This is a genomic window from Bradyrhizobium yuanmingense (genome assembly GCF_900094575.1).
Classification (GTDB): Bacteria; Pseudomonadota; Alphaproteobacteria; order Rhizobiales; family Xanthobacteraceae; genus Bradyrhizobium; species Bradyrhizobium yuanmingense.
The window spans coordinates 673,043-696,808 of record NZ_FMAE01000004.1 but is presented as its reverse complement, the minus strand read 5'-3'; the positions used below and the strand labels follow the sequence as shown (position 1 = coordinate 696,808).

General features: G+C 66.1%; 19 protein-coding genes. 14 read left to right on the top strand and 5 right to left on the bottom strand.

Going from position 1 to position 23,766, the window contains the following annotated elements; all coding sequences use genetic code 11:
- Window positions 1-71 precede the first annotated feature (71 nt).
- Together GA0061099_RS16850 and GA0061099_RS16845 are read right to left on the bottom strand one after the other, a co-directional pair.
- On the bottom strand, window positions 72-2,573 hold the full coding sequence (locus GA0061099_RS16850; protein ID WP_036022896.1) for a penicillin-binding protein 1A: 2,502 nt from the start codon (window positions 2,571-2,573) through the stop codon (window positions 72-74).
- 227 nt (window positions 2,574-2,800) lie between these two features.
- Window positions 2,801-4,096: an N-acetylmuramoyl-L-alanine amidase gene (locus GA0061099_RS16845; RefSeq protein WP_036022894.1), complete on the bottom strand. Its 1,296-nt coding sequence runs from the start codon at window positions 4,094-4,096 to the stop codon at window positions 2,801-2,803.
- A 704-nt stretch (window positions 4,097-4,800) separates the two neighbouring features.
- On the opposite strand from GA0061099_RS16845, the gene GA0061099_RS16840 reads away from it, so the two are divergent.
- A complete protein-coding gene (locus GA0061099_RS16840; protein ID WP_036000036.1) occupies window positions 4,801-7,908 on the top strand; it encodes an Rne/Rng family ribonuclease in 3,108 nt (1,035 codons plus the stop codon).
- 66 nt (window positions 7,909-7,974) lie between these two features.
- A complete protein-coding gene (locus GA0061099_RS16835) occupies window positions 7,975-9,207 on the top strand; it encodes an NAD(P)/FAD-dependent oxidoreductase (protein WP_036022890.1) in 1,233 nt (410 codons plus the stop codon).
- Between the two features lie 10 nt (window positions 9,208-9,217).
- Here GA0061099_RS16835 and GA0061099_RS16830 read toward each other — a convergent pair whose 3' ends face one another.
- Window positions 9,218-9,775: a biotin transporter BioY gene (locus GA0061099_RS16830; RefSeq protein WP_036022889.1), complete on the bottom strand. Its 558-nt coding sequence runs from the start codon at window positions 9,773-9,775 to the stop codon at window positions 9,218-9,220.
- A 92-nt stretch (window positions 9,776-9,867) separates the two neighbouring features.
- Window positions 9,868-11,055: a pyridoxal phosphate-dependent aminotransferase gene (locus GA0061099_RS16825; RefSeq protein ID WP_036022888.1), complete on the bottom strand. Its 1,188-nt coding sequence runs from the start codon at window positions 11,053-11,055 to the stop codon at window positions 9,868-9,870.
- A gap of 205 nt (window positions 11,056-11,260) precedes the next feature.
- Between GA0061099_RS16825 and GA0061099_RS16820 the strand changes: the two genes are divergently transcribed.
- The 10 genes from GA0061099_RS16820 to aat all read left to right on the top strand — a co-directional run bounded on the left by GA0061099_RS16820 (window position 11,261) and on the right by aat (window position 21,153).
- The gene (locus GA0061099_RS16820; RefSeq protein ID WP_036022887.1) at window positions 11,261-12,661 is read left to right on the top strand and encodes a M48 family metalloprotease; all 1,401 of its coding nucleotides are present in this window, start codon (window positions 11,261-11,263) and stop codon (window positions 12,659-12,661) included.
- Between the two features lie 96 nt (window positions 12,662-12,757).
- On the top strand, window positions 12,758-13,525 hold the full coding sequence (locus GA0061099_RS16815) for a DsbA family protein (protein WP_036022886.1): 768 nt from the start codon (window positions 12,758-12,760) through the stop codon (window positions 13,523-13,525).
- 208 nt (window positions 13,526-13,733) lie between these two features.
- On the top strand, window positions 13,734-14,576 hold the full coding sequence (locus tag GA0061099_RS16810; RefSeq protein ID WP_036022885.1) for a DUF1236 domain-containing protein: 843 nt from the start codon (window positions 13,734-13,736) through the stop codon (window positions 14,574-14,576).
- Between the two features lie 226 nt (window positions 14,577-14,802).
- Window positions 14,803-15,270 carry a type II 3-dehydroquinate dehydratase gene (gene aroQ / locus GA0061099_RS16805; RefSeq protein ID WP_036022884.1) on the top strand — a complete coding sequence of 156 codons (468 nt, stop codon included), beginning with the start codon at window positions 14,803-14,805 and terminating at the stop codon, window positions 15,268-15,270.
- Between the two features lie 35 nt (window positions 15,271-15,305).
- Window positions 15,306-15,794: an acetyl-CoA carboxylase biotin carboxyl carrier protein gene (accB, locus tag GA0061099_RS16800; protein WP_036022883.1), complete on the top strand. Its 489-nt coding sequence runs from the start codon at window positions 15,306-15,308 to the stop codon at window positions 15,792-15,794.
- 82 nt (window positions 15,795-15,876) lie between these two features.
- A complete protein-coding gene (gene accC / locus GA0061099_RS16795; protein WP_036022882.1) occupies window positions 15,877-17,235 on the top strand; it encodes an acetyl-CoA carboxylase biotin carboxylase subunit in 1,359 nt (452 codons plus the stop codon).
- A 106-nt stretch (window positions 17,236-17,341) separates the two neighbouring features.
- On the top strand, window positions 17,342-18,868 hold the full coding sequence (locus GA0061099_RS16790) for a sensor histidine kinase (RefSeq protein ID WP_036022881.1): 1,527 nt from the start codon (window positions 17,342-17,344) through the stop codon (window positions 18,866-18,868).
- Window positions 18,865-19,305 (top strand): response regulator, encoded by a 441-nt coding sequence (locus GA0061099_RS16785; protein WP_036000093.1) that lies wholly within the window; start codon window positions 18,865-18,867, stop codon window positions 19,303-19,305. The genes GA0061099_RS16790 and GA0061099_RS16785 overlap by 4 nt, the downstream gene beginning before the upstream one ends.
- Window positions 19,302-20,417, top strand: a complete 1,116-nt coding sequence (locus tag GA0061099_RS16780; protein WP_036022880.1) for a sensor histidine kinase — start codon at window positions 19,302-19,304, stop codon at window positions 20,415-20,417. The genes GA0061099_RS16785 and GA0061099_RS16780 overlap by 4 nt, the downstream gene beginning before the upstream one ends.
- 55 nt (window positions 20,418-20,472) lie before the next feature.
- Complete coding sequence (aat, locus tag GA0061099_RS16775; RefSeq protein WP_036022879.1) at window positions 20,473-21,153, top strand: leucyl/phenylalanyl-tRNA--protein transferase; 681 nt, start codon at window positions 20,473-20,475, stop codon at window positions 21,151-21,153.
- Between the two features lie 12 nt (window positions 21,154-21,165).
- Here the strand turns inward: aat and GA0061099_RS16770 are convergent, their stop codons facing one another.
- Window positions 21,166-22,194 carry a DUF2155 domain-containing protein gene (locus tag GA0061099_RS16770; protein WP_036022878.1) on the bottom strand — a complete coding sequence of 343 codons (1,029 nt, stop codon included), beginning with the start codon at window positions 22,192-22,194 and terminating at the stop codon, window positions 21,166-21,168.
- 204 nt (window positions 22,195-22,398) lie between these two features.
- Here GA0061099_RS16770 and GA0061099_RS16765 point away from each other — a divergent pair, with 204 nt between their 5' ends.
- Complete coding sequence (locus tag GA0061099_RS16765) at window positions 22,399-23,445, top strand: Na+-dependent transporter (protein WP_050995875.1); 1,047 nt, start codon at window positions 22,399-22,401, stop codon at window positions 23,443-23,445.
- Between the two features lie 38 nt (window positions 23,446-23,483).
- A complete protein-coding gene (locus GA0061099_RS16760) occupies window positions 23,484-23,738 on the top strand; it encodes a PepSY domain-containing protein (protein WP_036000102.1) in 255 nt (84 codons plus the stop codon).
- Window positions 23,739-23,766 lie beyond the last annotated feature (28 nt).

Genomic DNA, 23,766 nt, shown 5'->3' with positions numbered 1-23,766 from the left:
GAGAGGGGATGTAGCGGCGGCGGCCGCAAAGCGCAACCGCCCAAACCATGATCGCCGGCCTTATCCGCGGCCTACCACAACCCGCCAGTGCCCGGCCGGAAGAGGAAGCCGGAATCCGGCTGCTGCTGCTGCACCGGCATGCCGCGCCCGTCGGCGTCGGCAACGCCGATGACCGAATAATTGTCCGGCGGCGCCGTGCCGGGCTTGAAGGCTTCGAGGATGGTTCCGCCGGTCTCGCCGGGGCCGGCGCGCATGCCGGTCTTGGCGACGACGCGAACGAGCTTGATGCCGGCGGGCACCTTGAACGGGACCGCGGGCTTGTCGGCGAGCGCGAGCTTGAGGAAGTCACGCACGATCGGAGCAGCGAGATGACCGCCGGTCGCGGCATTGCCCTTACCGAGCGGACGAGGCTTGTCGTAGCCCATGTAAACTGCGACTGCGATGTCCGGCGAGAAGCCGACGAACCAGGCGTCCTTGGCCTCGTTGGTGGTGCCGGTCTTGCCGGCGACGGGCTTGCCGACCTCCTTGATCACCGTGGCCGTACCGGACTGCACCACACCCTCCATCAGCTCGGTGATCTGATAGGCGGTCATGGAATCCAGCACCTGCTCGCGGCGGTCGATCAGCTGCGGCTCGGGCTGGTTCTTCCAGCCGCCCGGCGCGTCGCAGCCTCGGCATTCGCGCTGGTCGTGCTTGAAGATGGTGCGGCCGTAACGGTCCTGGATGCGGTCGATCAGCGTCGGCTTCACGCGGCGGCCGCCATTGGCGAGCATCGAGTACGCCGTGACCATGCGCATCGCCGTGGTCTCGCCGGCGCCGAGCGCGTAGGAGAGATAGTTCGGCAGTTCGTCATAGACGCCGAAGCGGCGGGAATATTCGCCGATCAGGGGCATGCCGATGTCCTGCGCGAGGCGCACCGTCACGGTGTTGAGCGATTGCCGCAGCGCATTGCGCAGCGTCACCGGTCCCTGGAACTTGCCCGAGGAGAAGTTTTCAGGCCGCCACACGCCGGCGCCCTGCCCCTGGTCGATCTCGATGGGCGCGTCGAGCACGACGGTCGAGGGCGTGTAGCCGTTGTCGAGCGCGGCCGAATAGACGATCGGCTTGAACGACGAACCGGGCTGCCGGTAGGCCTGCGTGGCGCGATTGAACTGGCTCTGGTCGAACGAGAAACCGCCGACCATCGCGAGCACGCGGCCGGTCCAGGGATCCATCGCCACCATCGCGCCGGAGACTTCCGGAATCTGGCGAAGCCGGTACTGGCCCTCGACGGGGTGGCCGTCCTTGTAGAGGGGATCGGCATAGATGACGTCGCCGGGCTGGAGCACCTGCGACACCGCTGTCGGCGTCTTGCCTCTCGTGCCGCCCTGCAGCGCCCGCGCCCAGCGCACGCCGTCGACCGTCACGATGCCGGTCTCGCGCTGCTTGCTCACCGCGCCGCCGAGCTCGCGGCCAGGCTGAAAGCCGATCCGTGCCGACTGATCGCTGGTCTCCAGCACTACCGCCATGCGCCAAGGCGAGATGTCGGACAGCGACTTGATCTCGGCGAGCTTCACGCCCCAGTCGCCCGAGATGTCGAGCTTGCTGATGGCGCCGCGATAACCCTGCTGCTCGTCATAATTCACGAGGCCGGCGACCATGGCCTTGCGCGCCATGACCTGAATCTTCGGATCGAGCGTGGTGCGAACCGACAGGCCACCCTCGTAGAGCTTCTTCTCGCCGTAGCGCTCGAAAATGTCGCGGCGGACTTCCTCGGCGAAATATTCGCCGGCAAAGGTGTGGGCGCCGTTGGAACGGCTGGTGACGGCGAGCGGCTCCTTGCGCGACTTGTCCGCGTCGGCCTGCTTGATCCAGCCGTTTTCCACGAGACGGTCGATCACGTAATTGCGGCGCTCGATGGCGCGGTCGCGGTTGCGGACCGGATGCAGCGTCGCCGGCATCTTCGGCAGCGCCGCCAGATAGGACGCTTCCGCCACCGTCAGCTCGTTCACCGACTTGTCGAAATAGACCAGCGAGGCCGCCGCGATGCCGTAGGCGCCGAGGCCGAGATAGATCTCGTTGAGATACAGTTCGAGGATTTTGTCCTTCGAATAGGTCTTCTCGATGCGCATCGCCAGCAAGGCTTCCTTGATCTTGCGTGAGAAGGAGACCTCGTTGGTGAGCAGGAAGTTCTTGGCGACCTGCTGCGTAATCGTGGACGCACCCTGCGGACGGCGGTTGGAGCCGTAGTTCTGCAGATAGAGCAGGCCTGCGCGAGCCATGCCGGTGTAGTCGATGCCGCCATGCTCGTAGAAATTCTTGTCCTCGGCCGCGAGGAAGGCGTTGATCACGAGCTTCGGCACCGCCTGGATCGGCAGATACAGCCGCCGCTCCTTGGCGTATTCGCCGACCAGCGAACCGTCGACCGCGTGCACACGCGTCATCACCGGCGGCTCGTAATCCTGAAGCTGAGAGTAGTCCGGCAAGTCCTTGGAGAAATGCCAGATCAGGCCTGCCACGGCCCCGACGCCAACAAGGAACACCACTGTTCCCGCGGCGAACAGGAAGCCCATGAACCGCACCAGCAAGCGCATTATCTGTTTATCCGTTCAAACTCTGGATCAGCCCAGTATCAGCCCTTTGGCACACAAAACGGTACCAACCTCACGCCGCGAATTCACCGGCTTACGCAATCACATCGAGGCCGGACTTAAGACGCTTGCCGAACAGGTTCTCGCCGATTCCGGAACCCTCTACCGGTTTCTATAAAGCGTCCGCTGTGGCCAAACTAGGGCCTTCGGGCCGGGAGGAACAAACCGGCTCAGTTCGACGTCCCCGCCGTGGCCATCCGCTTGGTCAAAAATCCGTCGATCGCCTGGGCCATCGAGCCCACGGCGCGGGAGCGCCAGCCCTCGGAGACCAGCTGCTCGAGATCGCCCTTGTTGGAGACGTAGCCGATCTCGACCAGCACCGATGGCACGTCGGGCGCCTTCAGAACCCGGAAGCCGGCGGATTTCAGGGGATGCTTGTGCATCCGCACCGTCTGCTTCATTTCGCTCATCAAATGGCGGGCGAAACGGTTTGAAAAGGTGCGGGTTTCCCGCTGCGTGAGGTCGATCAGGATGTCGGCGACGTCGGTCGGCTCCTCCGCGAGGTTGAAGCCGGCGATCGCATCGGCGCGGTTCTCCGCATCCGCCAGCCGCTGGGCCTCGGCGTCGGACGCCTTGTCGGAGAGCGTATAGATGGTCGCGCCCTGCGCATCCCCTTCCGCCCGCGGCAGCGCATCGGCGTGGATCGAGACGAACAAGGCCGCCTTGAGATTGCGGGCGATCTTGGTGCGGTCATTGAGCGGAACGAAGGAGTCGTCGTCCCGCGTCATGACCACGCGGTACTTGCCGGCTTTTTCCAGCTTGTCGCGGAGCGCCAGGCCAAAGGCCAGCACCAGGTTTTTCTCGCTCTCGCCGCTCGACTGCGTCCCGTTGTCGATGCCGCCGTGGCCGGGATCGATCACCACCACCGGTCGAGTATCGGCCTTCTGCTGCGCGCCATCCGGGGCCGCGGCACTGGGAACCGTGGCAGGCGGCGCTTCAGCGATCGCGGGCCGCAGCTCGGGACGGTTTTCGGGGGCACGTGACGACACGAAGGCGGTGCGCTCGACCTCCTCTAGCTCGAGCACGAGCCGGGCGGGTTGGCCGTTGGCCGCCTCCAGCACGTAGGATTTGGCGATCTTCGCCGGTCCGGTCAGGTCGAACACGATTCGCGAGCCGCCGGGCATGACGAGCCCGTAGCGGAAGGCCTTGACCAGCCCCCGCCCCCCGCTTCCGGTCCCGGCGGGCAGCTGAAAATTGACCTGCGGCACGTCCACCACCACGCGGTAGGGGTCGCCCAGCGTGACGGCGCGGAAGGTGACGGTCTGGTCGAGGTCGAGGATGAAGCGGGTCTGCTTGCCGTCGCCGGCCAGGCGGGCGGCCGAGGCGACCGGAAAATTCGCCGCAACGGCAGCAGGTTGCAGCCGGCTCTCGGCGGCGATCAGGCGCGCGGAATCGGCACAGGGCAATGCCGCAGTGCACAGCAACACGCCCCCCAGCAAAATCCGTCGATTTGTGCGGCTCGCCACCGATTCCGTGCCTCCGAGCAGCTCTCTTAGCGCAATAGAACCACAGGGTTAATCGATCCTTAATGACGGAAACGCGAAACTCGGCGACTGTGACCGCCGTGCGACGCTCCCTTGCACGGATGGCTCATTCCTCGTATGTACGGAATGCTGACGGCCGATATTTCCGGTTGTGTCGCATTCAGCCTCCCGGTGCAGCGCCGGAACTCTCAAGGTTTGAGAATTCCAGCGTTTTCCACTTCCCTCTATGACCAGCGCGGTGCGCGGCAGCGAGGTGGAGCGGGTCAAGCCCCGGCGGCGGACGGTCTCGGGCTACCACTCATGTTGCCGGGACGGTTCTGACAGCGGCGTAACCATTACCCGGTCCCTTGATCCCAAGGGGGCGGTTCGTGATCCCCAAGGCGAGCGCGCTCGCGCCGTGCCTGGCCAGCAGCAACTGATTGAAGGGCGGCCTCGCCGCCCAGTGTTTCATACGGGCCGACGCTTGATGCGCCAGACTGTGCCGACGAAATCTGAAGGAGCATTCGCGACGCTGCGGAGTGACAATCCCGTGCGTCGCAATGGTCCTGAAGCTTCCGGTTCGGCAAGGCGCGAGAGACGGCGTTTCGGCCTTCCCCTCACCCCCGAATCAGGTGGACCGTCGCGTCACCCGCCGGCGCGATACGCGCCCACGGCTTATCGCGTCCGCCGCCGCCAAGAGTTAAGACATGCCCAACAAGATGTTGATCGATGCCACCCACCCGGAGGAGACCCGGGTCGTCGTGGTCCGCGGCAATCGTGTCGAAGAGTTTGATTTCGAGACCGCGCAACGCAAGCAGCTGCGCGGGAATATCTACCTCGCCAAGGTCACAAGGGTCGAACCCTCGCTCCAGGCTGCTTTCGTCGAATATGGCGGCAATCGCCACGGCTTTCTCGCCTTCAGCGAAATCCATCCCGACTATTACCAGATCCCGGTCGCCGACCGGCAGGCGCTGATCGAGGCCGAGGAACAGGCCCATCGCGAGGCCGAGGAAGAAAGCGAGAACCGCTCGCACGGCCGTCGCCGCTCGCGGCACCGCAACGCCCGCCGCCGCGGTCATGGCGAGCGCGTGCGCAGCGACATCGTCGAAGGTCTCGAAGCCGGCGCCGATCCCGCCGCTCAGCCGGTCGAAGGCGCCGCGCTGCCCGAGCATGCCGAGGGCGAGCATCCGCACGCCGATACGGAGCATCATGGCGAGCACGAAGGCCACGATCCCGATCATGGTGACCATGATCATGACGAACATCGTCATGCCCGCGATGACGAGCACGATCACGCTCACGATGATGCCCACGGCCGCGAGGACGAACGCGATCATCACGATCATGATCACGCCGACGAGACGCCCGCGCCTGTCGCGGCGGTCGGCGCCGAGCCCGCGGTCGAAACCGCTGCCGAGCCGCAGCCGGCGTCAACCTTCGACGTTCCCGCTCCAGAAGCTCATGCCGCGGAAGCGCAGGCGGAGCCTCTGGCCGAAGCCGTGACATCGGCCGCCGAGCCGGCCGAGGCCATCTACACCGCCGGCGAAAGCACGGAAGCCCCGCATGCGGACGCCGGGGAAGCAGCCGAGGAGGACGACGAGGACGAGGACGGCGAGGATGCCGAAGAGGAAGTCGTCGAATCCGTCGGCGGCGACGACGTGCTCGAGGAAGTGCCGGAGCGCACCTTCCGCCCGCGCCGCCAGTACAAGATCCAGGAAGTCATCAAGCGCCGCCAGGTGATGCTGGTTCAGGTCGTCAAGGAAGAGCGCGGCAACAAGGGCGCGGCGCTGACGACCTACCTCTCGCTCGCCGGCCGCTACGCCGTCCTGATGCCGAACACCGCACGCGGCGGCGGCATTAGCCGCAAGATCACCAGCGCGCAGGACCGCTCGCGCCTGAAGGAAGTGGTGCAGGACCTCGACGTGCCCGAGGGCATGGGCATCATCCTGCGTACCGCGGGCGCCGCCCGGACCAAGCCCGAGATCAAGCGCGACTTCGAATATCTGATCCGGATGTGGGAGACGGTGCGCGACCTCACGCTGAAATCGCAGGCCCCGACCCTCGTCTACGAGGAAGGCTCGCTGATCAAGCGCTCGCTGCGCGACCTCTACAACAAGGAGATCGACGAGATCCTGGTCGCCGGCGAAGCCGGCCACCGCGAGGCCCGCGACTTCATGAAGATGCTGATGCCCGCCAATGTTGGCGCGGTGAAGCAATATCGCGACGGCCAGCCGCTGTTCTCGCGCATGGGCGTCGAGAGCCAGCTCGATGCGATGTTCTCGCCGACCGTGCAGCTGCGCTCCGGCGGCTACATCGTCATCAACCAGACCGAGGCGCTGGTCTCGATCGACGTCAACTCGGGACGATCGACGCGCGAGCACCATATCGAGGACACCGCGCTCAAGACCAACATGGAAGCGGCTGAAGAGGTCGCCCGCCAGCTCCGCCTACGCGACCTCGCCGGCCTGATCGTCATCGATTTCATCGACATGGACGAGAAGCGCAACAACCGCGCGGTCGAGCGCAAGCTGTCCGATTGCCTCAGGCAGGATCGCGCGCGCATCCAGGTCGGCCGCATCTCGCATTTCGGCCTGCTCGAGATGTCGCGCCAGCGCATCCGCGCCAGCGTGCTGGAATCCTCGACCGATCCGTGCCCGCATTGCGGCGGCACCGGCCACGTCCGCTCGGTGTCCTCGGTGGCGCTGCAGCTCCTGCGCGGCCTCGAAGAGATCCTGATGAAGGGCGCCACCCACAATCTCGTGGTCCGCACCCGCACCGACGTCGCGCTCTATGTGCTGAACCACAAGCGCGGCCATCTGCGCGATCTCGAGAACGGCTTCAAGGTCACGCTGTCGGTGATCGCCGATCCCGGCGTCAGCGGTCCGCAGGCCTATGTGATCGACCGCGGCGAGCAGGTGCATACGCTCGAAGCCGCCAAGGCGCTGCTCGTTGCGCAAGCCGCTGCGAGCCCGCCGCCACCGGCCGAAGAGGCCTATGACGACGAGGACGTCTTCGACCTGGAGACGGAATCCGAGGTCGAAACCGACGAGACCGAAGGCCTTGCCGACGAGCAGGCTGGCGGCGAGGCAGCCTCGGAGCAGGACGGCCAGCGCCGCAAGCGCCGGCGCCGCCGGCGCGGCCGCGGCGGCCAGCGCGAAGGAGAGTTGCGCGAGGATACGGCGCCGACCGTGCCTGAGCCCGCGATGATCGCCGGCGAAAGCGAGGAGGAGACCGAGTCCGAGCAGGACGGTGAGGAGGGCGAGGAACAGGCCGCCCGTGGCGAACAGCAGGGCAGCGGTGATCGCCGGCGTCGGCGTGGCCGCCGCGGCGGTCGCCGCCGTCGCGGTGGCGGCGAGGAAGGTCTTGCCGGCTCCATCAGCGACGAGCTCGGCACCAACCCGCCGCCGGAAGCTGCCGATGCAGTGGCCGATTTCGACGGCCTCGGCAGCCAGGCTTCGCCTTCGATCGCGCAGGCCGAGCCGACCGGCGAGCCGCAAGTTGCGGAGCCTGAGCCGCACGCCGAGATCCGAACCGAGGCGCCGGCCCAGCCGGAGCCCGCTCCCGCCGCGACGACCGCAACGCCGGACGAAGAGTCAGCCGGCGACAGGGCCGCGCGGCGCCGCTCCACCGTGCGCGAAAAGGTGAGCTTCCTGGCGAACAGCCAGGCGGAGCCCGCAACGCCGGCGGCGGAGGCGACCGAGCCGGTTGCTGCACCCGCGCCGGCACCTGAGCCCGCGCCGGAGGCGGCAAGCGAAACCCCGGCCGCCCCACGTCGTGCCGGCTGGTGGTCACGCCGTTTCGGCGGCGGCGAGTAAAGGGACAAATGGAATTGAAACCGCCCGGCCCAACCGGGCGGTTTTGATTTGATGAGGTCAGTTGCGATGCAAAGCGCGATCATTCTCGGCGGCGGCATGGTGGGCGTCGGCGCCGCGCTGCATCTGCAGCGGCGCGGCTGGTGGGTGACGCTGATCGATCGCAGGGAGCCGGGCCGCGAGACCAGCTACGGCAACGCGGGGATGATCCAGGCCGAAGCGGTACGCCCCTATCCGATGCCGCGCGACCTCGCTTCGCTTTTGAAGATCGCGACCGGCCGCACCAACGACGTGCGCTACAGCCTCTCCTCGCTGCATCTCCACATCGAGCCCCTGCTCCGCTATTGGTGGCATTCGGCGCCGAGGCGGCATCGCGAGGCGATCGAGGCCTGGGCACGGCTGATCGCCTACGCAACGGCCGAGCACGACATCCTGATCCGCGAGGCGCATGCCGACAATCTCATCCGCCGCGCCGGCTACCGAGCGCTGTTTCGCGATGCCGCTTCGTTGGATCTCTCGGTCAAGGCTGCCGAGGAAGATCAGCGCGAATTTGGCGTGAACTACCGCGTGCTGTCGGGCAGCGAGCTTGCCAGGGCCGAGCCGATCCTGCGCGATGATCTCCCGGGAGCGATCCACTGGCTCGACACCTGGACCGTGTCCGATCCCGGCGCGCTGGTCACGGCCTATGCCGAGCTGTTCGTACGGCTCGGCGGCAGGATCGTGCTCGGTGATGCGCAGTCGCTGCGACAGACCGCGACCGGCTGGTCGGTGGACACCGACCAGGGCCGCATCGACGCTGCCCACGCCGTCGTGACGCTCGGGCCGTGGTCGCCTGATTTATTGTACAAGTTCGGCTATCGCATCCCGCTGGTGCGCAAGCGCGGCTACCACATGCATTACAGCGGCGGCGCTTCGCTCGACCTGCCGCTGGTCGACAAGGCCCGTGGCTACGCCATGGGGCCGATGGCCAAGGGCATCCGCATCACCACCGGCGCGGAATTGACGGGCGCGGACGCGCTCGCAACCCCGGTGCAGCTCGCCAGCGCCGAAGCCTCGGCGCGCGAGCTGATCGACCTCGGCAAACGGGTCGAGCCGGATCCGTGGTTCGGCACGAGGCCCTGCACGCCCGATATGCTCCCGGTGCTCGGCCCAGCCCCGCGCCACCCCGGCCTGTGGATGAATTTCGGCCACGGCCACCAGGGTTTTACGCTGGGACCTGCGACCGGGCGCCTGCTCGCGGAAATGATGAGCGGCGAAACGCCCGCGGTCGATCCCACGCCGTACCGGCCCGAGCGATTTTAGCGAGCGCGTCCTATCCGCGACGCTCGACAATCCGGCGCGCCGCCGGAATCAGGGTCGCGCCGAGCGCATTCTTGACCAGCGAGGCCGCGATGAACGGCACGATGCCGACCTGCCAGGCCTTGGTGGCGCCGAGACCAAGGCCGAATGCCAGCCAGCCGAATCCGGCCGCGAGAATGACGATGTGGCCAACAGCCATCGCCGCAAACAGCAGCACGACGCTGCGATCCCAGCCGCGCTCGGCGAGCCAACCGGTCGCGAACGCAGCCAGCACGAAACCGAACAGATAGCCCGCGGTCGGGCCGACCAGCGGCGCGATCCCACCCACGGGGCCGGCGAACACCGGAAGCCCGATCGCGCCCTCGGCGAGGTAAGCGATCATGGTCGCGCTGCCGAGGCGCCAGCCATAGGCGGCGCCGATCATCAGCACCACCAACGTCTGCAACGTCATGGGCACGTAAGGCAGCGGCAGATTCACCTTGGCCGACAGCGCCATCAACGCCGTGCCGAGCGCGACCAGCACGACGGCACGCAGCGCGCCGACGGCTTCGCCCGGTCGCGTCGGCCACATCAATGCGGCGAGAGAGGAATGTGGCGTAGCGGCGGACGGGACGGAACGGTCTGACAAGCTGAACTCCGGAAGGCTGAAGAAAACTGGCGCAGTTATTTAAGCCACTCAGCAATCCGGTCAACTGCCTCACGCATCTCCCCTGGCGAGCGCGCATAGGAGAAACGAATGAACGAGCGGCCATGGATGGGATCGAAATCAAGGCCGGGCGTTGCCGCCACGCGCGCCTGCTCCAGCATCTGCTTTGCGAATTCGAAACTGTCGGCGGTGAAGTCCGAGACGTCTGCATAGAGATAGAAGGCGCCGTCGGCCGGCAGGAATTTCGTCAGTCCCGCCTTGGGCAAACCATCGATCAGGACGCGCCGGTTTTCCTGGTAGCCGTGCTTGATCTCCTCCATCTCGGCCGTGCCGTCGAAGGCAGCCTCCGCCGCGATCTGCGACAGCGAGGGCACCGAGATCGAGAGGTTCTGCTGCAGCCGCTCGATCGGCCGCACCAGGATCTCGGGCACCACCATCCAGCCGATGCGCCAACCGGTCATGCAAAAATACTTCGAGAACGAATTGATCACGAGCGCGTGCTCGGACAGCGCAGCCGCTGTCACGGCCGGAAACGCGTAATCGAGCCCGTGATAGATCTCATCGGAGATGAAGCGGATGCCGGCGTCTTCTGCGGCCGCGATCAGGCCGGCGAGCGCTTCACGGGACATCATCGTGCCCGTCGGATTGGCGGGGCTGCCGACCAGAACACCCTTCAGCGGCGCCTTGCGATGCGCTGCGAGCAGGGCCTCGCCGGTGAGCGCGTGACGCGTTTCGTTCGTGGTCTCGATCAGCACCGGCTCGCAGCCGAGCGCGGTCAGAATATGTCGATATGGCGGATAGCCCGGCACCGTCACGGCGACGCGATCGCCAGGTTCGAACATCGACAGAAAGGCCAAGATGAAGCCGCCCGACGAGCCCGTCGTCACCACGATCCGCTCGGGGCTGACATCGCAGCCATAGGCGTCGCGATAATGGCGCGCGATGCGCGCGCGCAGACTGGGGATGCCGAGCGCGGACGTATAGTCGATTCGTCCGGCCTCGAGCGCCGCATGGGCGGCCGCGATCGCGGTCCTGGGCGCGCCGGCCGCGGGCTGGCCGACCTCCATGTGGATCACATGACCGCCGGCGGCCTCGATTCGGGCCGCCGCGGCCATGACGTCCATCACCATGAACGGGGGAACATCGCTGCGGCGGGAGGGCTCGAGCCACTGCCCCAACCGGTTCCTCAATGTCGCGTCGTGCATCGATTTCTGCTATTGGCTGGCGAACCGGTCCGTCCGGTCCGTAAACGGGGCGCTTGTGCCCCAGACTGGCCGCATTGTACGGCTCATAAGGGCACCGCTCACAAGGGCATATCGCGTATCCGGTCCGCCGCCAATCGCCAAGACCAATCACTGAACTGCTTGACCAAGACCACTTGACCGAGCCCCTTTTGACCAAGACCGCTTGATGTCGCTCCAGATCGCATTGCGCAAGAAGGCCTCCGCCCTCACCGCCCTCGTCACGGCCACGGCGATCGCGCTGACGCCGTTCTCGGCCGCGCGCGCGCAGGCCAAGGGGCCGCCGGTCCTGCGCGACACCGAGACCGAGCAGCTGCTGCGCGAATACACGCGTCCGATCCTGCGCGTTGCGGGTCTGGAGAAGCACAACATCCAGATGGTGATCATCAACGACGGCTCGTTCAACGCCTTCGTCGCGGATGGCCGCCGCATCTTCGTCAATTGGGGCGCGATCCTGCAATCGGAGACGCCGAACCAGATCATCGGCGTGCTCGCGCACGAGACCGGACACCTGGCGGGCGGCCATCTGTCCAAGCTGCGCGAGCAGCTCGCCGCCGCCCAGACCCAGATGATCATCGCGATGCTGCTCGGCGCCGGCGCTATTGCGGCCGGCAGCACGCAGCGCAGCAGCGTAGGCAACAACGGGCTCGCCAATGCTGGCGCGGCCGCCATCGCCGCTCCGCAGGAGGTGATCCGCCGCACGCTGCTGTCCTACCAGCGCCAGCAGGAGGAGAATGCCGACCGCGCCGGCGTGAAATTCCTGGCTGCGACCCAGCAATCGCCCAAGGGCATGTACGAGACGTTCAAGCGCTTCACCAGCGAGAGCCTGTTCGCCGCGCGCGGCGCCGATCCCTATCTGCAGTCGCATCCGATGCCGGCCGAGCGCGTCGCCGCACTACAGGAGTTCGCAAGCTCCAGCCCCTACTGGAACAAGAAGGACGATCCCGCGCTCCAGCTTCGGCACGACATGGTCCGCGCCAAGATCTCCGCCTTCATGGAACGGCCGGAGACGGTCTACCGCCGCTATCCCCAGACCAACGACAGCCTGCCGGCGCGCTATGCCCGCGCCATCAGCACCTATTTGCACGGTGATCTGCGCAGCGCGCTTGCCCAGATCGACGCGCTGATCCAGGTGCAGCCGAACAACCCGTATTTCTACGAGGTGCGCGGCCAGGCGCTCCTGGAAAGCGGCAAGGCGGCCGAAGCGATCGCTCCCTTGCGCAAGGCCGTCGCCCTCTCGAACAACGCCCCCCTCATCGAGATGTTACTTGGGCAGGCTCTGGTCGGAACCGATAATAAGGCCTACACCGACGATGCCGTTCGGATTCTCCGCGCCGCGGTGGCCCGGGAGCCCGAGGCGGCGCTCGGTTACACCCAGCTCGCGATGGCCTATGGCCGGAAGGGAGATTATGCGGAGGCAGATCTCGCCTCGGCCCAGGCCGCATATTTGCGCGGCGACAACAAAACCGCCCGCGAGCTTGCCACGCGCGCGAAAACACGTTTCGCCGTCGGCACCCCCGGATGGGTCAAGGCCGACGACATCGTGGCGGCGAAGCCGCCGCGCAACTGACGCAAACCCGAACGACGCCCGACCACGACGTCACGACACCGGGCTTGCTCCGCCGGGACGTTTCTCGAAACCCGCTTTGGATAAGAGGATTTGACTATGCCTTCGCTGCGCCTGCTCGCTCCTGCCCTGTTCGCGCTCGCCATGTTCGGCGCAGCCGTGCCCGCCTCGGCCGACAGTTTCTCCGACAGCCAGCGCACCGAGATCGAGAAGATCATCAAGAACTATCTCGTCAGCCATCCCGAGGTGCTCGAGGAGGCCATGGCCGAGCTCAGCAAGCGCCAGGCCGCGGCCGAAACGCAGAAGCACCAAGCCAGCATCGCGCAGAACGCCGAGGCGATCTTCAACTCGCCACGCCAGGTCGTGCTCGGCAACAGGGACGGCGACGTCACCTTCGTCGAGTTCTTCGACTACAATTGCGGCTATTGCAAGCGCGCGATGGACGACATGCTGACCATCATGAAGGGCGATCCGAAGCTGAAGGTGGTGCTGAAGGAATTTCCGGTGCTGAGCCAGGGCTCGGTGGAAGCGGCGCAGGTCGGGGTCGCCGTGCGCATGCAGGATCCCTCCGGCAAGAAATATCTCGACTTCCATCAGAAACTGCTCAGCGGCCGCGGCGCCGCCGACAAGGCCCGCGCGATGCAAGCCGCCAAGGAAGCCGGTCTCGACACGGCTCGCATCGAGAAGGACATCGCCAGCCCCGAGGTGCGCGCCACCCTCGAGGAGAATTTCAAGCTTGCCGAAGCGATGGGCATGAACGGTACGCCGAGCTACGTGATCGGCAAGCAGATCGTGATCGGTGCCGTCGGTGTTGAAAGCCTGAAGGAGAAGATCGGCATTGCCCGTTGCGGCAAGGCGACCTGCTGATCACAGTTTTACGATAGCGAGAACACAAAAAGGCCGGCAGACATGCCGGCCTTTTTTCTTGCGCTGAACGTTGGCGCCTTCGTGCAAAGTCATTCATCTGGCGTTCAACAAACAAAAGCCGCGGAACAGTCGAAGTTCCGGAACAACTCAAATCCCCTTTCGTTGTCGGCGCGGGCAATGAGCGAATGAACACGTGAGGAGAATTTCGATGTTGAACCGCTTTATGATTTCGGTTGCCGCAGTCGCGCTCGTCGCGGGCACTGGCCTCGCGAACGCGCAGGGCAATATGGGCCGCGACAGCGGCGGCGGCGCCGGTGGCGCGCAGATGCAGCATTCGCAGCCTTCCGGCGGCGCTGCTGAGCGCGGTGGCTCGATGAGCCAGGACAAAGGGACCGTTGGCCAGGCCGGCGGCTCCGGGACGATGAAGTCCGAAGACAAGTCCGGCGCGATGAAGGACGAGCGCCCCTCGGGCGGCGCGATGAACAAGAACGCGGCCGAGGACAAGTCTGGTACCACCAAGGGCCAGCGCACCGATGATCGCGCGCAGGGCCAGATGGACAAGTCCCAGCAGGACAAGTCCAAGAGCATGAGCCAGGACACCAGCAAGTCCGGTGCTAAGGACCAGAAGGACATGAAGGCTGAGGGCAGCAAGGGAGGCACCTCGACCACCGAGACCCGACAGGGCGCCGGCACCACGAGCACCAACCAGAACGTGCAGGGTCAGACTGGCACCAGCTCGACCCAGAACGCGCAGGGCCAGAGCTCGACCACGGTCGGCCAGGCCGGCGCCGCTGCCAAGCTTTCGACTGAGCAGCGCACGCAGATCACGTCCGTGATCCGCGAGCAGCGCGTCGCCCCGGTGACCAACGTGAACTTCTCGATCTCGGTCGGCACCCGCATTCCGCGGGAGGGCATCACCCTTCACGCCCTGCCGTCTCGGGTCGTGTCGATCTATCCGGAGTGGCGGAGCTACAAGTATGTCCTGGTCCGGGAAGAGATCGTCATCATCGATCCGGACACCTACGAGATCGTGGCCGTCCTGAACGTCTAAGGCGGACACGGGCAATCTCAGGGGCGGGCAGCGATGCCCGCCCCTTTGCATGCGCCGGGCAGCCATGCTTCGGACTGGTTAACAAGCAATTTCCGTGGTTTCCGCACAGGTTTTTGCGCACTGGATGAGGCGGTTGAACCCGCCGCTGAGGCCCTTCAAGGCTTCCCCTCACGCGCTTTGTTACCTATAACCCCCGCCACGCCGAAACACCTCTTCCGGGATTGGAATGGCCGAACCTGCAACCGACACGATCCTCGTCCTGAACGGGCCGAACCTCAACATGCTAGGGACCCGCGAGCCCGACAAGTATGGCCATGCGACGCTGGCCGACGTCGAGGCGCTGTGCCGGGACACGGCCGCGACGTTCGGCCTGAAGGCGGACTGCCGGCAATCCAACCGCGAAGGCGAGTTGATCGATTTCATCCACGAGGCGCATGCGCGCAAGATGAAGGGCATCATCATCAATGCCGGCGGCTATTCCCACACCTCGATCGCACTGCACGATGCGCTGCTCGCGGTGCAGATTCCGACCGTCGAGGTGCACGTGACCAACATCCACGCCCGTGAGAGTTTTCGTCACCATTCCTACACCGCGCGCGCGGCTTTCGCCTCGCTCTGCGGTTTCGGCATCGAGGGCTACCGCCTCGCCATCCAGGGCCTTGCCGCCAAGCTCGGCATCAAGCCCAACGCCTGACGCTCCCTTCCAACAGAACATTCGGATCAAACAACATGGCGCGCCAGCCAGACGACAAAGCAGCCGCAAAGTTTTCTAGCGAGGATTCCGCGCTCGTCCGCGAGCTGGCACTTCTGCTCGATGAGACCAGCCTCACCGAGATCGAGATCGAGCGAGCGGGTCTGCGACTGCGCGTTGCCCGCAACATCAGCGTTGCCGCGACCATGCCGATGCAGGTGACGGCTCCTCCGGCCGCCCTGCCGGTGGCAGCAAGCCCCGCGGCCCCTGCCGCGGCCGATCTGTCGAAGCATCCCGGCGCCGTGACCTCGCCGATGGTCGGCACCGCCTATTGGGCGCCGGAGCCGGGCGCAAAGCCGTTCATCGACGTCGGCACCAAGGTCTCAGTCGGCCAGACCCTGCTGATCATCGAAGCCATGAAGACGATGAACCAGATCCCCTCGCCGCGCGCCGGCACGGTGACGCAGATCCTGGTCGAGGACGGCCAGCCGGTCGAGTACGGCGAGCCGCTGGTGATCATTGAGTGACGCGAATGGGGAATAGCGAATAGCGAATGGCGTCAGCCTTCCCTACTCGCCATTCGCCACTCGCCATTCGCTGCAGGACAACATGTTCGACAAGATCCTCATAGCCAACCGCGGCGAGATCGCCCTTCGCATCCTCAGGGCCTGCAAGGAGCTCGGGATCGCCACCGTCGCCGTGCACTCCACCGCCGACGCCGATGCCATGCATGTGCGGCTGTCGGACGAGAGCGTCTGCATCGGGCCGCCGGCGTCCAAGGACAGCTATCTCAACGTGCCCGCCCTGCTCGCGGCCTGCGAGATCACGGGCGCCGACGCGGTGCATCCCGGTTACGGCTTCCTCTCCGAGAACGCGCGCTTTGCGGAAATCCTCGCCGAGCACAATCTGCACTTCATCGGTCCGAAGGCCGAGCACATCCGCCTGATGGGCGACAAGATCGAGGCCAAGAAGACCGCCAAGCGCCTCGGCATCCCCGTGGTGCCCGGCTCGGACGGCGCCGTCGGTCCCGACGACGATGCGATGGCGATCGCGAGGAAAATCGGCTTCCCCGTGCTGGTGAAGGCGGCGGCGGGCGGCGGCGGCCGCGGCATGAAAGTCGCGCACAGCGAGGCCGACCTCCAGGTCGCCTTATCGACGGCGGCCAACGAGGCCAAATCCGCCTTTGGCGATGCTTCCGTCTATCTGGAAAAATACCTGCAGAAGCCGCGCCACATCGAGATCCAAATCCTCGGCGACGGCCGCGGCGGCGCGATCCATCTCGGCGAGCGCGACTGCTCGCTGCAGCGCCGCCACCAGAAGGTCTGGGAGGAAGGCCCCTCGCCCGTGCTTGCTGCCGCGGCGCGCGCCAAGATCGGCGAGACCTGCGCGAAAGCGATGCGCGAGATGAAATATCTCGGTGTCGGCACCATCGAATTCCTGTTCGAGGACGGCGAGTTCTACTTCATCGAGATGAACACCCGCATCCAGGTGGAGCATCCCGTCACCGAGAGCATCACCGACATCGACCTCGTGCTGGAGCAGATCCGCATCGCCGCCGGCGGCGACCTGCCGGCCAGGCAGGACGAGGTCCAGGTCATCGGCCATGCGATCGAGTGCCGCATCAACGCTGAGAATCCGCAGACCTTCCGCCCCTCGCCCGGCCGGATCCTGCAATATCATCCGCCCGGCGGCCTCGGGGTGCGGATCGATTCCGCCGTCTACCAGGGCTACACGATCCCGCCCTATTACGACTCCCTCGTTGGCAAGCTGATCGTGCACGGCAAGACCCGCGCCGAATGCCTGATGCGGCTGCGCCGCGCCTTGGACGAGATGGTGGTCGAGGGCATCGAGACCACGCTGCCGCTGTTCCGCGCGCTGGTGCGCGAAGCCGACATCATCAACGGCGACTACCACATCCACTGGCTGGAGCAGTACCTGGCCGGCAAGGTGGAACCAGCGCCGCGATAATCACGTCGTCTCATGGAACCCCTTGCCTCCAATCGCGTTCTGGATGGTTGGGGCCAGTTCCAAGGGGGCGTTTTGAACTCCATTGCCTGCAGACAGGTGAACCGTCGTGACGGCTGAAGGCCAGCGACGGCGCGCATTCTGGCAGATCCTGCTGTTCGCGGCGGGCCTTTTGGTGCTGACCGTGATCAGCGCCGGTTCCGTCTACCTCGTCAACAAGGCGCGGGAGGACAGCAAGTGGGTGGTTCACACCATCGAGGCTGAAAACCAGATCAACGCCCTCCTCTTGGAAATCCGGCGTGCGGAAAGCACCGCCCGCGGCTACCTGCTGACCCAAAGATCGGATTTCAAGGCAGACCACGACAAGGCCATCGCTGCAATCGTGCCAGCGCTCGACAGGCTTACACGCCTGATCGGCGACAATCCGCAACAGCGCAAGAGCATCGAAAAGCTGAGTTCGGTGATCGAGACGCGGCTCGGCCAATTCGCGCAGGAGATGGATTTCATCCGTCAGGGTCAGCCGGAGAAGGCCGCAGGGTTGGTGCGCGAGCTAGCCTCCGCCGATACCACGGCGGCGATTGCCGAAGTCGCGACGGGAATGCTTCAGGAGGAGGAACGGTTATTCCGCCTCCGCACGGCCAACTCCGACCGCAGCCAGACCCTGGCCGCCTCGATGACCGGTATCGGATCCGGCCTGGTTGTGGTGCTGGCGCTGATCTCGATCTGGCTGGTGCGGCGTTCGACACGCGAACGCGATGCGGCCGAAGCGCGCCTGCGCGATGCCAACCTCAATCTTGAGGCCGTCGTCGACGAGCGCACGGCGGATCTGCGCGAAGCCAACGACGAGATCCAGCGCTTTGCCTATATCGTCAGCCACGATCTGCGCTCGCCGCTCGTCAACATCATGGGCTTCACGAGCGAGCTCGAAGAGCTCGGCGGCGACATCTTCCGCCGCATCGGCAGCCTCGCGCACGCCCCCGCGGATGGAGCGCCGCTCGCGCCCGCCGCTCCGGGCGAGATCGCGCTCGAGGGCGCCGACAAGCAGCTCCATGAGGATTTCTCCGAAGCGCTCGGCTTCATCAAATCGTCGATCGCCAAGATGGACCGGCTGATCTCGGCCATCCTCAACCTCACCCGCGAGGGCCGGCGCGAATTCCAGCCGGTGAAGGTCGACACGCGCGAGCTGATCGAGGCCATCGTGACGACGCTGGCGCACCAGGCCGCCGAGGCGCAGGCCGAGATTCACGTCGAGCCCCTGCCGGACCTCGTGAGCGACCGTCTCGCCCTCGAGCAAATTTTCTCCAACCTGATCGACAATGCCATCAAATATCTCAAGCCCGGCGTGCCCGGCGAGATCAGAATCCGCGGGCGGACCAAGCTCGGCTACGCTATCTTCGAGGTCAGCGACAACGGCCGCGGCATCGATCCCAAGGACCACCAGCGGATATTCGACCTGTTCCGCCGCGCGGGAACCCAGGACAAGCCCGGCCAGGGCATTGGTCTTGCCCATGTGCGTGCACTTGTGCGTCGCCTCGGCGGCACCATGTCGGTATCATCGGAACTCAACACGGGCAGCACCTTCACGATCACGCTGCCGATCGCCTGGAACGTGAGCAACCGGAACAGAGATCGATGACCCAGCCTGTCACCATCATCATGGTCGAGGACGACGAGGGCCATGCCCGTCTGATCGAGCGCAATATCCGCCGCTCGGGCGTCAACAACGAGATCGTCTCCTTCACCACCGGGACCGACGCCATGCGGCACCTGTTCGGCGCCGACGGCTCCGGGCTGGTGCAGAAGGGCAACGCGCTCCTGATCCTGCTCGACCTCAACCTCCCCGACATGACCGGGATCGACATCCTGAAGCAGATCAAGGAGAACAAGTACCTGAAGGCCTCGCCCGTGGTGGTGCTGACCACCACCGACGATTCCCAGGAGATCAAGCGCTGCTACGAGCTCGGCTGCAACGTCTACATCACCAAGCCCGTCAACTACGAGAATTTCGCCAACGCCATCCGGCAGCTCGGTCTGTTCTTCTCGGTCATCCAGGTCCCGCCCGCCGCCACATGAACCAGCGCACGCCGACACTGCTCTACATCGACGACGACGGGGCGCTGGCGCGCCTGGTCGATCGCGGCCTGACGCGGCGCGGCTTCCGGGTCGTCCATGCCGCGAGCGGCGAGGAAGGTCTCGAGCACATCCGCCGCGCCGCCGCCCAGAACAGCACCGTAGGCGGCATCGACGTCGTCGCGCTCGACCAGTACATGCCAGGCCTCGACGGGCTCGAGACGCTCGAGCAGATCATGGCGATCCCGGACGCGCCGCCCGTCGTGTTCGTGACCGCCTCGCAGGATTCCAGCATCGCGGTGACGGCGCTCAAGGCGGGAGCGGCCGACTATCTGGTCAAGGACGTCCAGGGCGACTTCATCCCGCTCCTCCACGTCGCCGCCGAAGGCGCGCTACGCCAGGCCGAGCTGCAACGGGCTCGCGAGGAAGCCGAGGCCGAGATACACGCCTCGCGCGACCGCTACGCGGCGCTCGCCGCCGAACGCGAGCTCCTGCTGCGCGAGGTCAATCACCGCGTCGGCAACTCGCTCCAGATCATCGCCTCGCTGCTGCATCTGCAGGCAAGCTCCGCCGCGCAGGACGAGGTCAAGGCGGCGCTGACCAACGCGATGGGCCGCGTCGCCGCGGTGGCGCAGGTGCACCGCCGCCTCTACACCTCGCAGGACCTCAAGAGCGTGGTCCTCAATCAGTATCTGGACTCGCTGCTCGAGGATCTCCGCCGCTCGGCCGAAGGCAACCGCATGTCGCGCCTGACGCTGAAGGCTGAGCCGATCGAGATCGATCCGGACCGTGCGGTCGCCGTCGGCATCATCGTCAACGAGCTGGTGATGAACGCGGTGAAATACGCCTATCCCGACGGCGCCGGCCCGATCCATGTCGAGCTGATCTCGCAAGGCGACGATCTCCTGCTCTCGATCACCGACGACGGCGTTGGCGACAACGCCAAGGCCGATCCGCGCTCCACCGGCATGGGCCAGCGCATCGTCGCAGCCATGGCCACCAAGCTCGACGCCACGGTCGAGCGCGATCCCACGCATTCCGGAACCCGGGTCGTGCTGAAGTTCGGCCGCATGCCCGCAAGCGTCGGCAAGACCAGCACCGCTGCCACGGGCTGAGCGGTTCGGCCGCACCCATCGCAACTGCATTGCGATCCTGCTATGATGGCAAGCCATGACTTCGCGCGACTCCGCCCCGTCTGAAATCACGCCGGCCGTGCTGCTGCGCGCTTATGCCTGCGGCATCTTTCCGATGGCCGAAAGCGCCGACGATCCGACCCTGTTCTGGGTCGAGCCGGAGCTGCGCGGCGTCATCCCGCTCGACGGCTTCCGCGTCGCCTCGCGCCTCGCGCGCACGGTGCGCTCGGATCAGTTTCGCGTCACCGTCAACACCGCATTCAAGGCGACCATCGCCGGCTGCGCGGCGCCGCAAGTGGGCCGCGAGGACACCTGGATCAACAAGCGTATCCGCGACCTCTATGGCGGGCTGTTCGAGCTCGGCCATTGCCACAGCGTCGAAGCCTGGCAGGGCGACGAGCTCGTCGGCGGTCTCTACGGCGTCAGCCTGGGGCGGGCCTTCTTCGGCGAGAGCATGTTCCACAATGTGCGCGATGCCTCGAAGGTCGCGCTGGTGCATCTGGTCGCGCGGCTCATTCACGGCGGCTTCGAGCTGCTCGACACCCAATATGTCACCGAGCACCTGAAGAGCTTCGGCGCCGTCGAGATCTCGCGGCGACGCTATACCGCGCTGCTCGACAAGGCGCTGGCGGGCGAGCCCGGCGATTTCCTGAAGCTCTCCGCCGGCGAAGCGATCCCGGGCGCACGAGCCCTCGAGATCATCGCTTCGCGGCAATAACGAACAGCTCGGTTAGCGGCCAAATCCGGGGATGCCGAACAGGCCTGGGCGCTGCTCCGGTGGTGGCGGCGGCGGCGGCGCCGGTTGCTGCTGCTGGATCGGCGGCAGCGGCTGCGGCGGGCGCTGCTGCACCTGCTTGGGCGCGGCCTTCTTCTGCGTGGGCGGCGGTGGCGGCGGCTTGGCCGCGGCCGGATCCGGTGCCGCCGTCGCCACGGTCTGCTGCGGCTCTTTGCAGTCGGTCAGCCAGATGTCGTAGATCGGATGCTCGACGCCGTGCAGGCCGGGGCTCGCCGCGTACATCCAGCCCGAGAAGATCCGCTTCACCTCGCCCTGCAAGGTGATCTCGTCGACCTCGACGAAGGCGTCGGTGTTGGCCGCTTCAGTCGCGGGACGCGTGTAGCAGGCGTTGGTCTTGACGCGGAGCGCACCGAACTGGACGGTCTCGCCGATCTCCTCGTCGAAATTGATGATGCGCCCGGTGATCTTGTCGAGGCCGGAGAACGTCGCCTTCTTGTTCACGATCTTCTGGGCCGGCGGCTCCGTCACGACCTCGTCGCCCGGCTGGAGGCTGGCCGGCGTCTGCGGCACGCCGCCCTTCTGCTGGGGCTGCCGCTGACCGGGCGCTCCGGGAGCGCCTTGCGGACCCGGCGGAGTGATCGCGGCCGAGGGCGGCTGGTTCGGCGGCGCGAGGGTCGAGCCCGGCGGCGGTGCTAGGGGCTGGGTCTCGACCGGCCCGGGCATCACGTTGCCCTGCCGGCCCGGAGGCGGCGGCATCGGGCGCGACGGCAGCACCCGGCCCTGCGGCGGCAGCTCCGGCACCTCTTCGTCGTCCTCGGGCATCTGCTGCGGCTGGGGCTGGCCGCGCGGAATGCTGCCGGGCGGCCGCAGCGGCGGCGGATCGGAGAAGATCGTGCCGATCTGCGCACTTGCCGGCGTCGCAGCCGTCAGTGCGGTGGCGGCCAAAAGCGCCGCAAGACCGGTCAGGGAAAAGGTTTTGAACATTTCGCGCGGCTTCAACAGCGAATCGGGCTCGTTGGACATTCTACAGGGGATACCGCCGCTCGCAGGCCTTCCGGTTAACACGCCGAATACGGCGGGGGAAGGGCGGCATCCCTGCCCTTCCCGGCCCGGTCTGGCCAGGCCGGCTCCCGGATGGGATAGTCCTGAGCCCCTCGCCGGGGCACCCCCATGGCCGAAGGCGAGCATGCCCTCCAAAGCGCTACGCAGCCGATAATACCGACAGAAATGCCCTCCCTCCTCCGAGCCGTCCTCGCCCTTCCCCTGCGTGCCCTCGGCTGGCTTGGTGGCCAGGGCACGCGCGCGGTGGCGGCGATTGCCTTCATCGCGGTCGCGGTGCCGCCGCTCGGCGCGCTGCTGCGCCCCTACGTCACCGAGGCGATCTTCCTTCTGCTCTGCATCTCCTTCATGCGCGTCGATCTCGGCGCGCTGTACGGACATCTGCGCCGGCCGGCGCTGGTCGCGGCCGCCACCGTTTGGACCACGATCGGTGTGCCGCTAATCTTCGCCCTCGCTGCCCACGCGACGGGGCTCTCCACGAGCTCTCCAGGCCTTGCTCTCGCGCTGATGCTCCAGGGCATGGCCTCGCCGATGATGGCGGCGCCAGCGCTTGCCGCGCTGATGGGCCTCGATGCCGCGCTGGTGCTGGTCACGCTGGTGACCTCGACCGCGCTCGTGCCATTCACCGCCTCGCTGTACGCGAGCCTGTTTCTCGGCGGCATGCTCAGCATCTCTCCGATGACGCTCGGCTTGAAGCTGCTCGGCATCCTCGCCGCATCACTGGTGACCGCCACGATCATCCGCCGTCTGGTGGGCAGTGATGCAATCCAGCGCCACAAGCGGCCGATCGACGGCCTCAACATCATCATACTCTTGGTGTTCGCCTCCGCAGTGATGGGCGACGTCGCAACCGAGTTTCTCGCCGATCCGCTGTTCACGATCGCCGTCGCGCTGCTCGCTTTTGCGGTCTACTTCACCCTCCTCGCCGCAACCACGCTGATCTTCCGACGTGCCGGCACCGAGCGCGCGTTCGCGCTCGGCCTGATGGTGTCACAGCGCAATCTGGGCCTGATGCTGGCGGCCACCGCCGCCGCGCTGCCGGCGACGACCTGGCTCTATTTCGCGCTGACGCAGTTTCCGATTCACTTTGCGCCGTACATGCTGATGCCGATCGCAAGGCGCCTGACGGCACGCACGAATGGGTCCAGCGAGGCAAAAAAGGTCGAAGTTCACTCGTTTGTGTCACAGGAGCGCCGTGAAGGAACAACAATCTAAGGTGGCCGTTCAAGGTCTGTTACCCAAAGGAGGTCGCGATGAGGTTTGCCGTGATTTTGGTTCTCGGCTCGCTCGCGCTGGGCTCGGCCGCGAGAGCCGATCGACCCGGCCCCGACTGGATGCCGATGCAACAAGTGATAGCCAAGATCCTGGAGGCGGGCTATTCCGAGGTCACCAAGCTTGAAGCCGACGATGGCCGGTGGGAAGGCGAAGGCATCAAGAACGGCCAGAAGATGGAATTCCGTGCCGATCCCAAAACCGGCGCCATCGTGAGCGAGAAGCCGGACAAGTGAGCATCGCCGAAGTCCGCTTCTGAGCAAC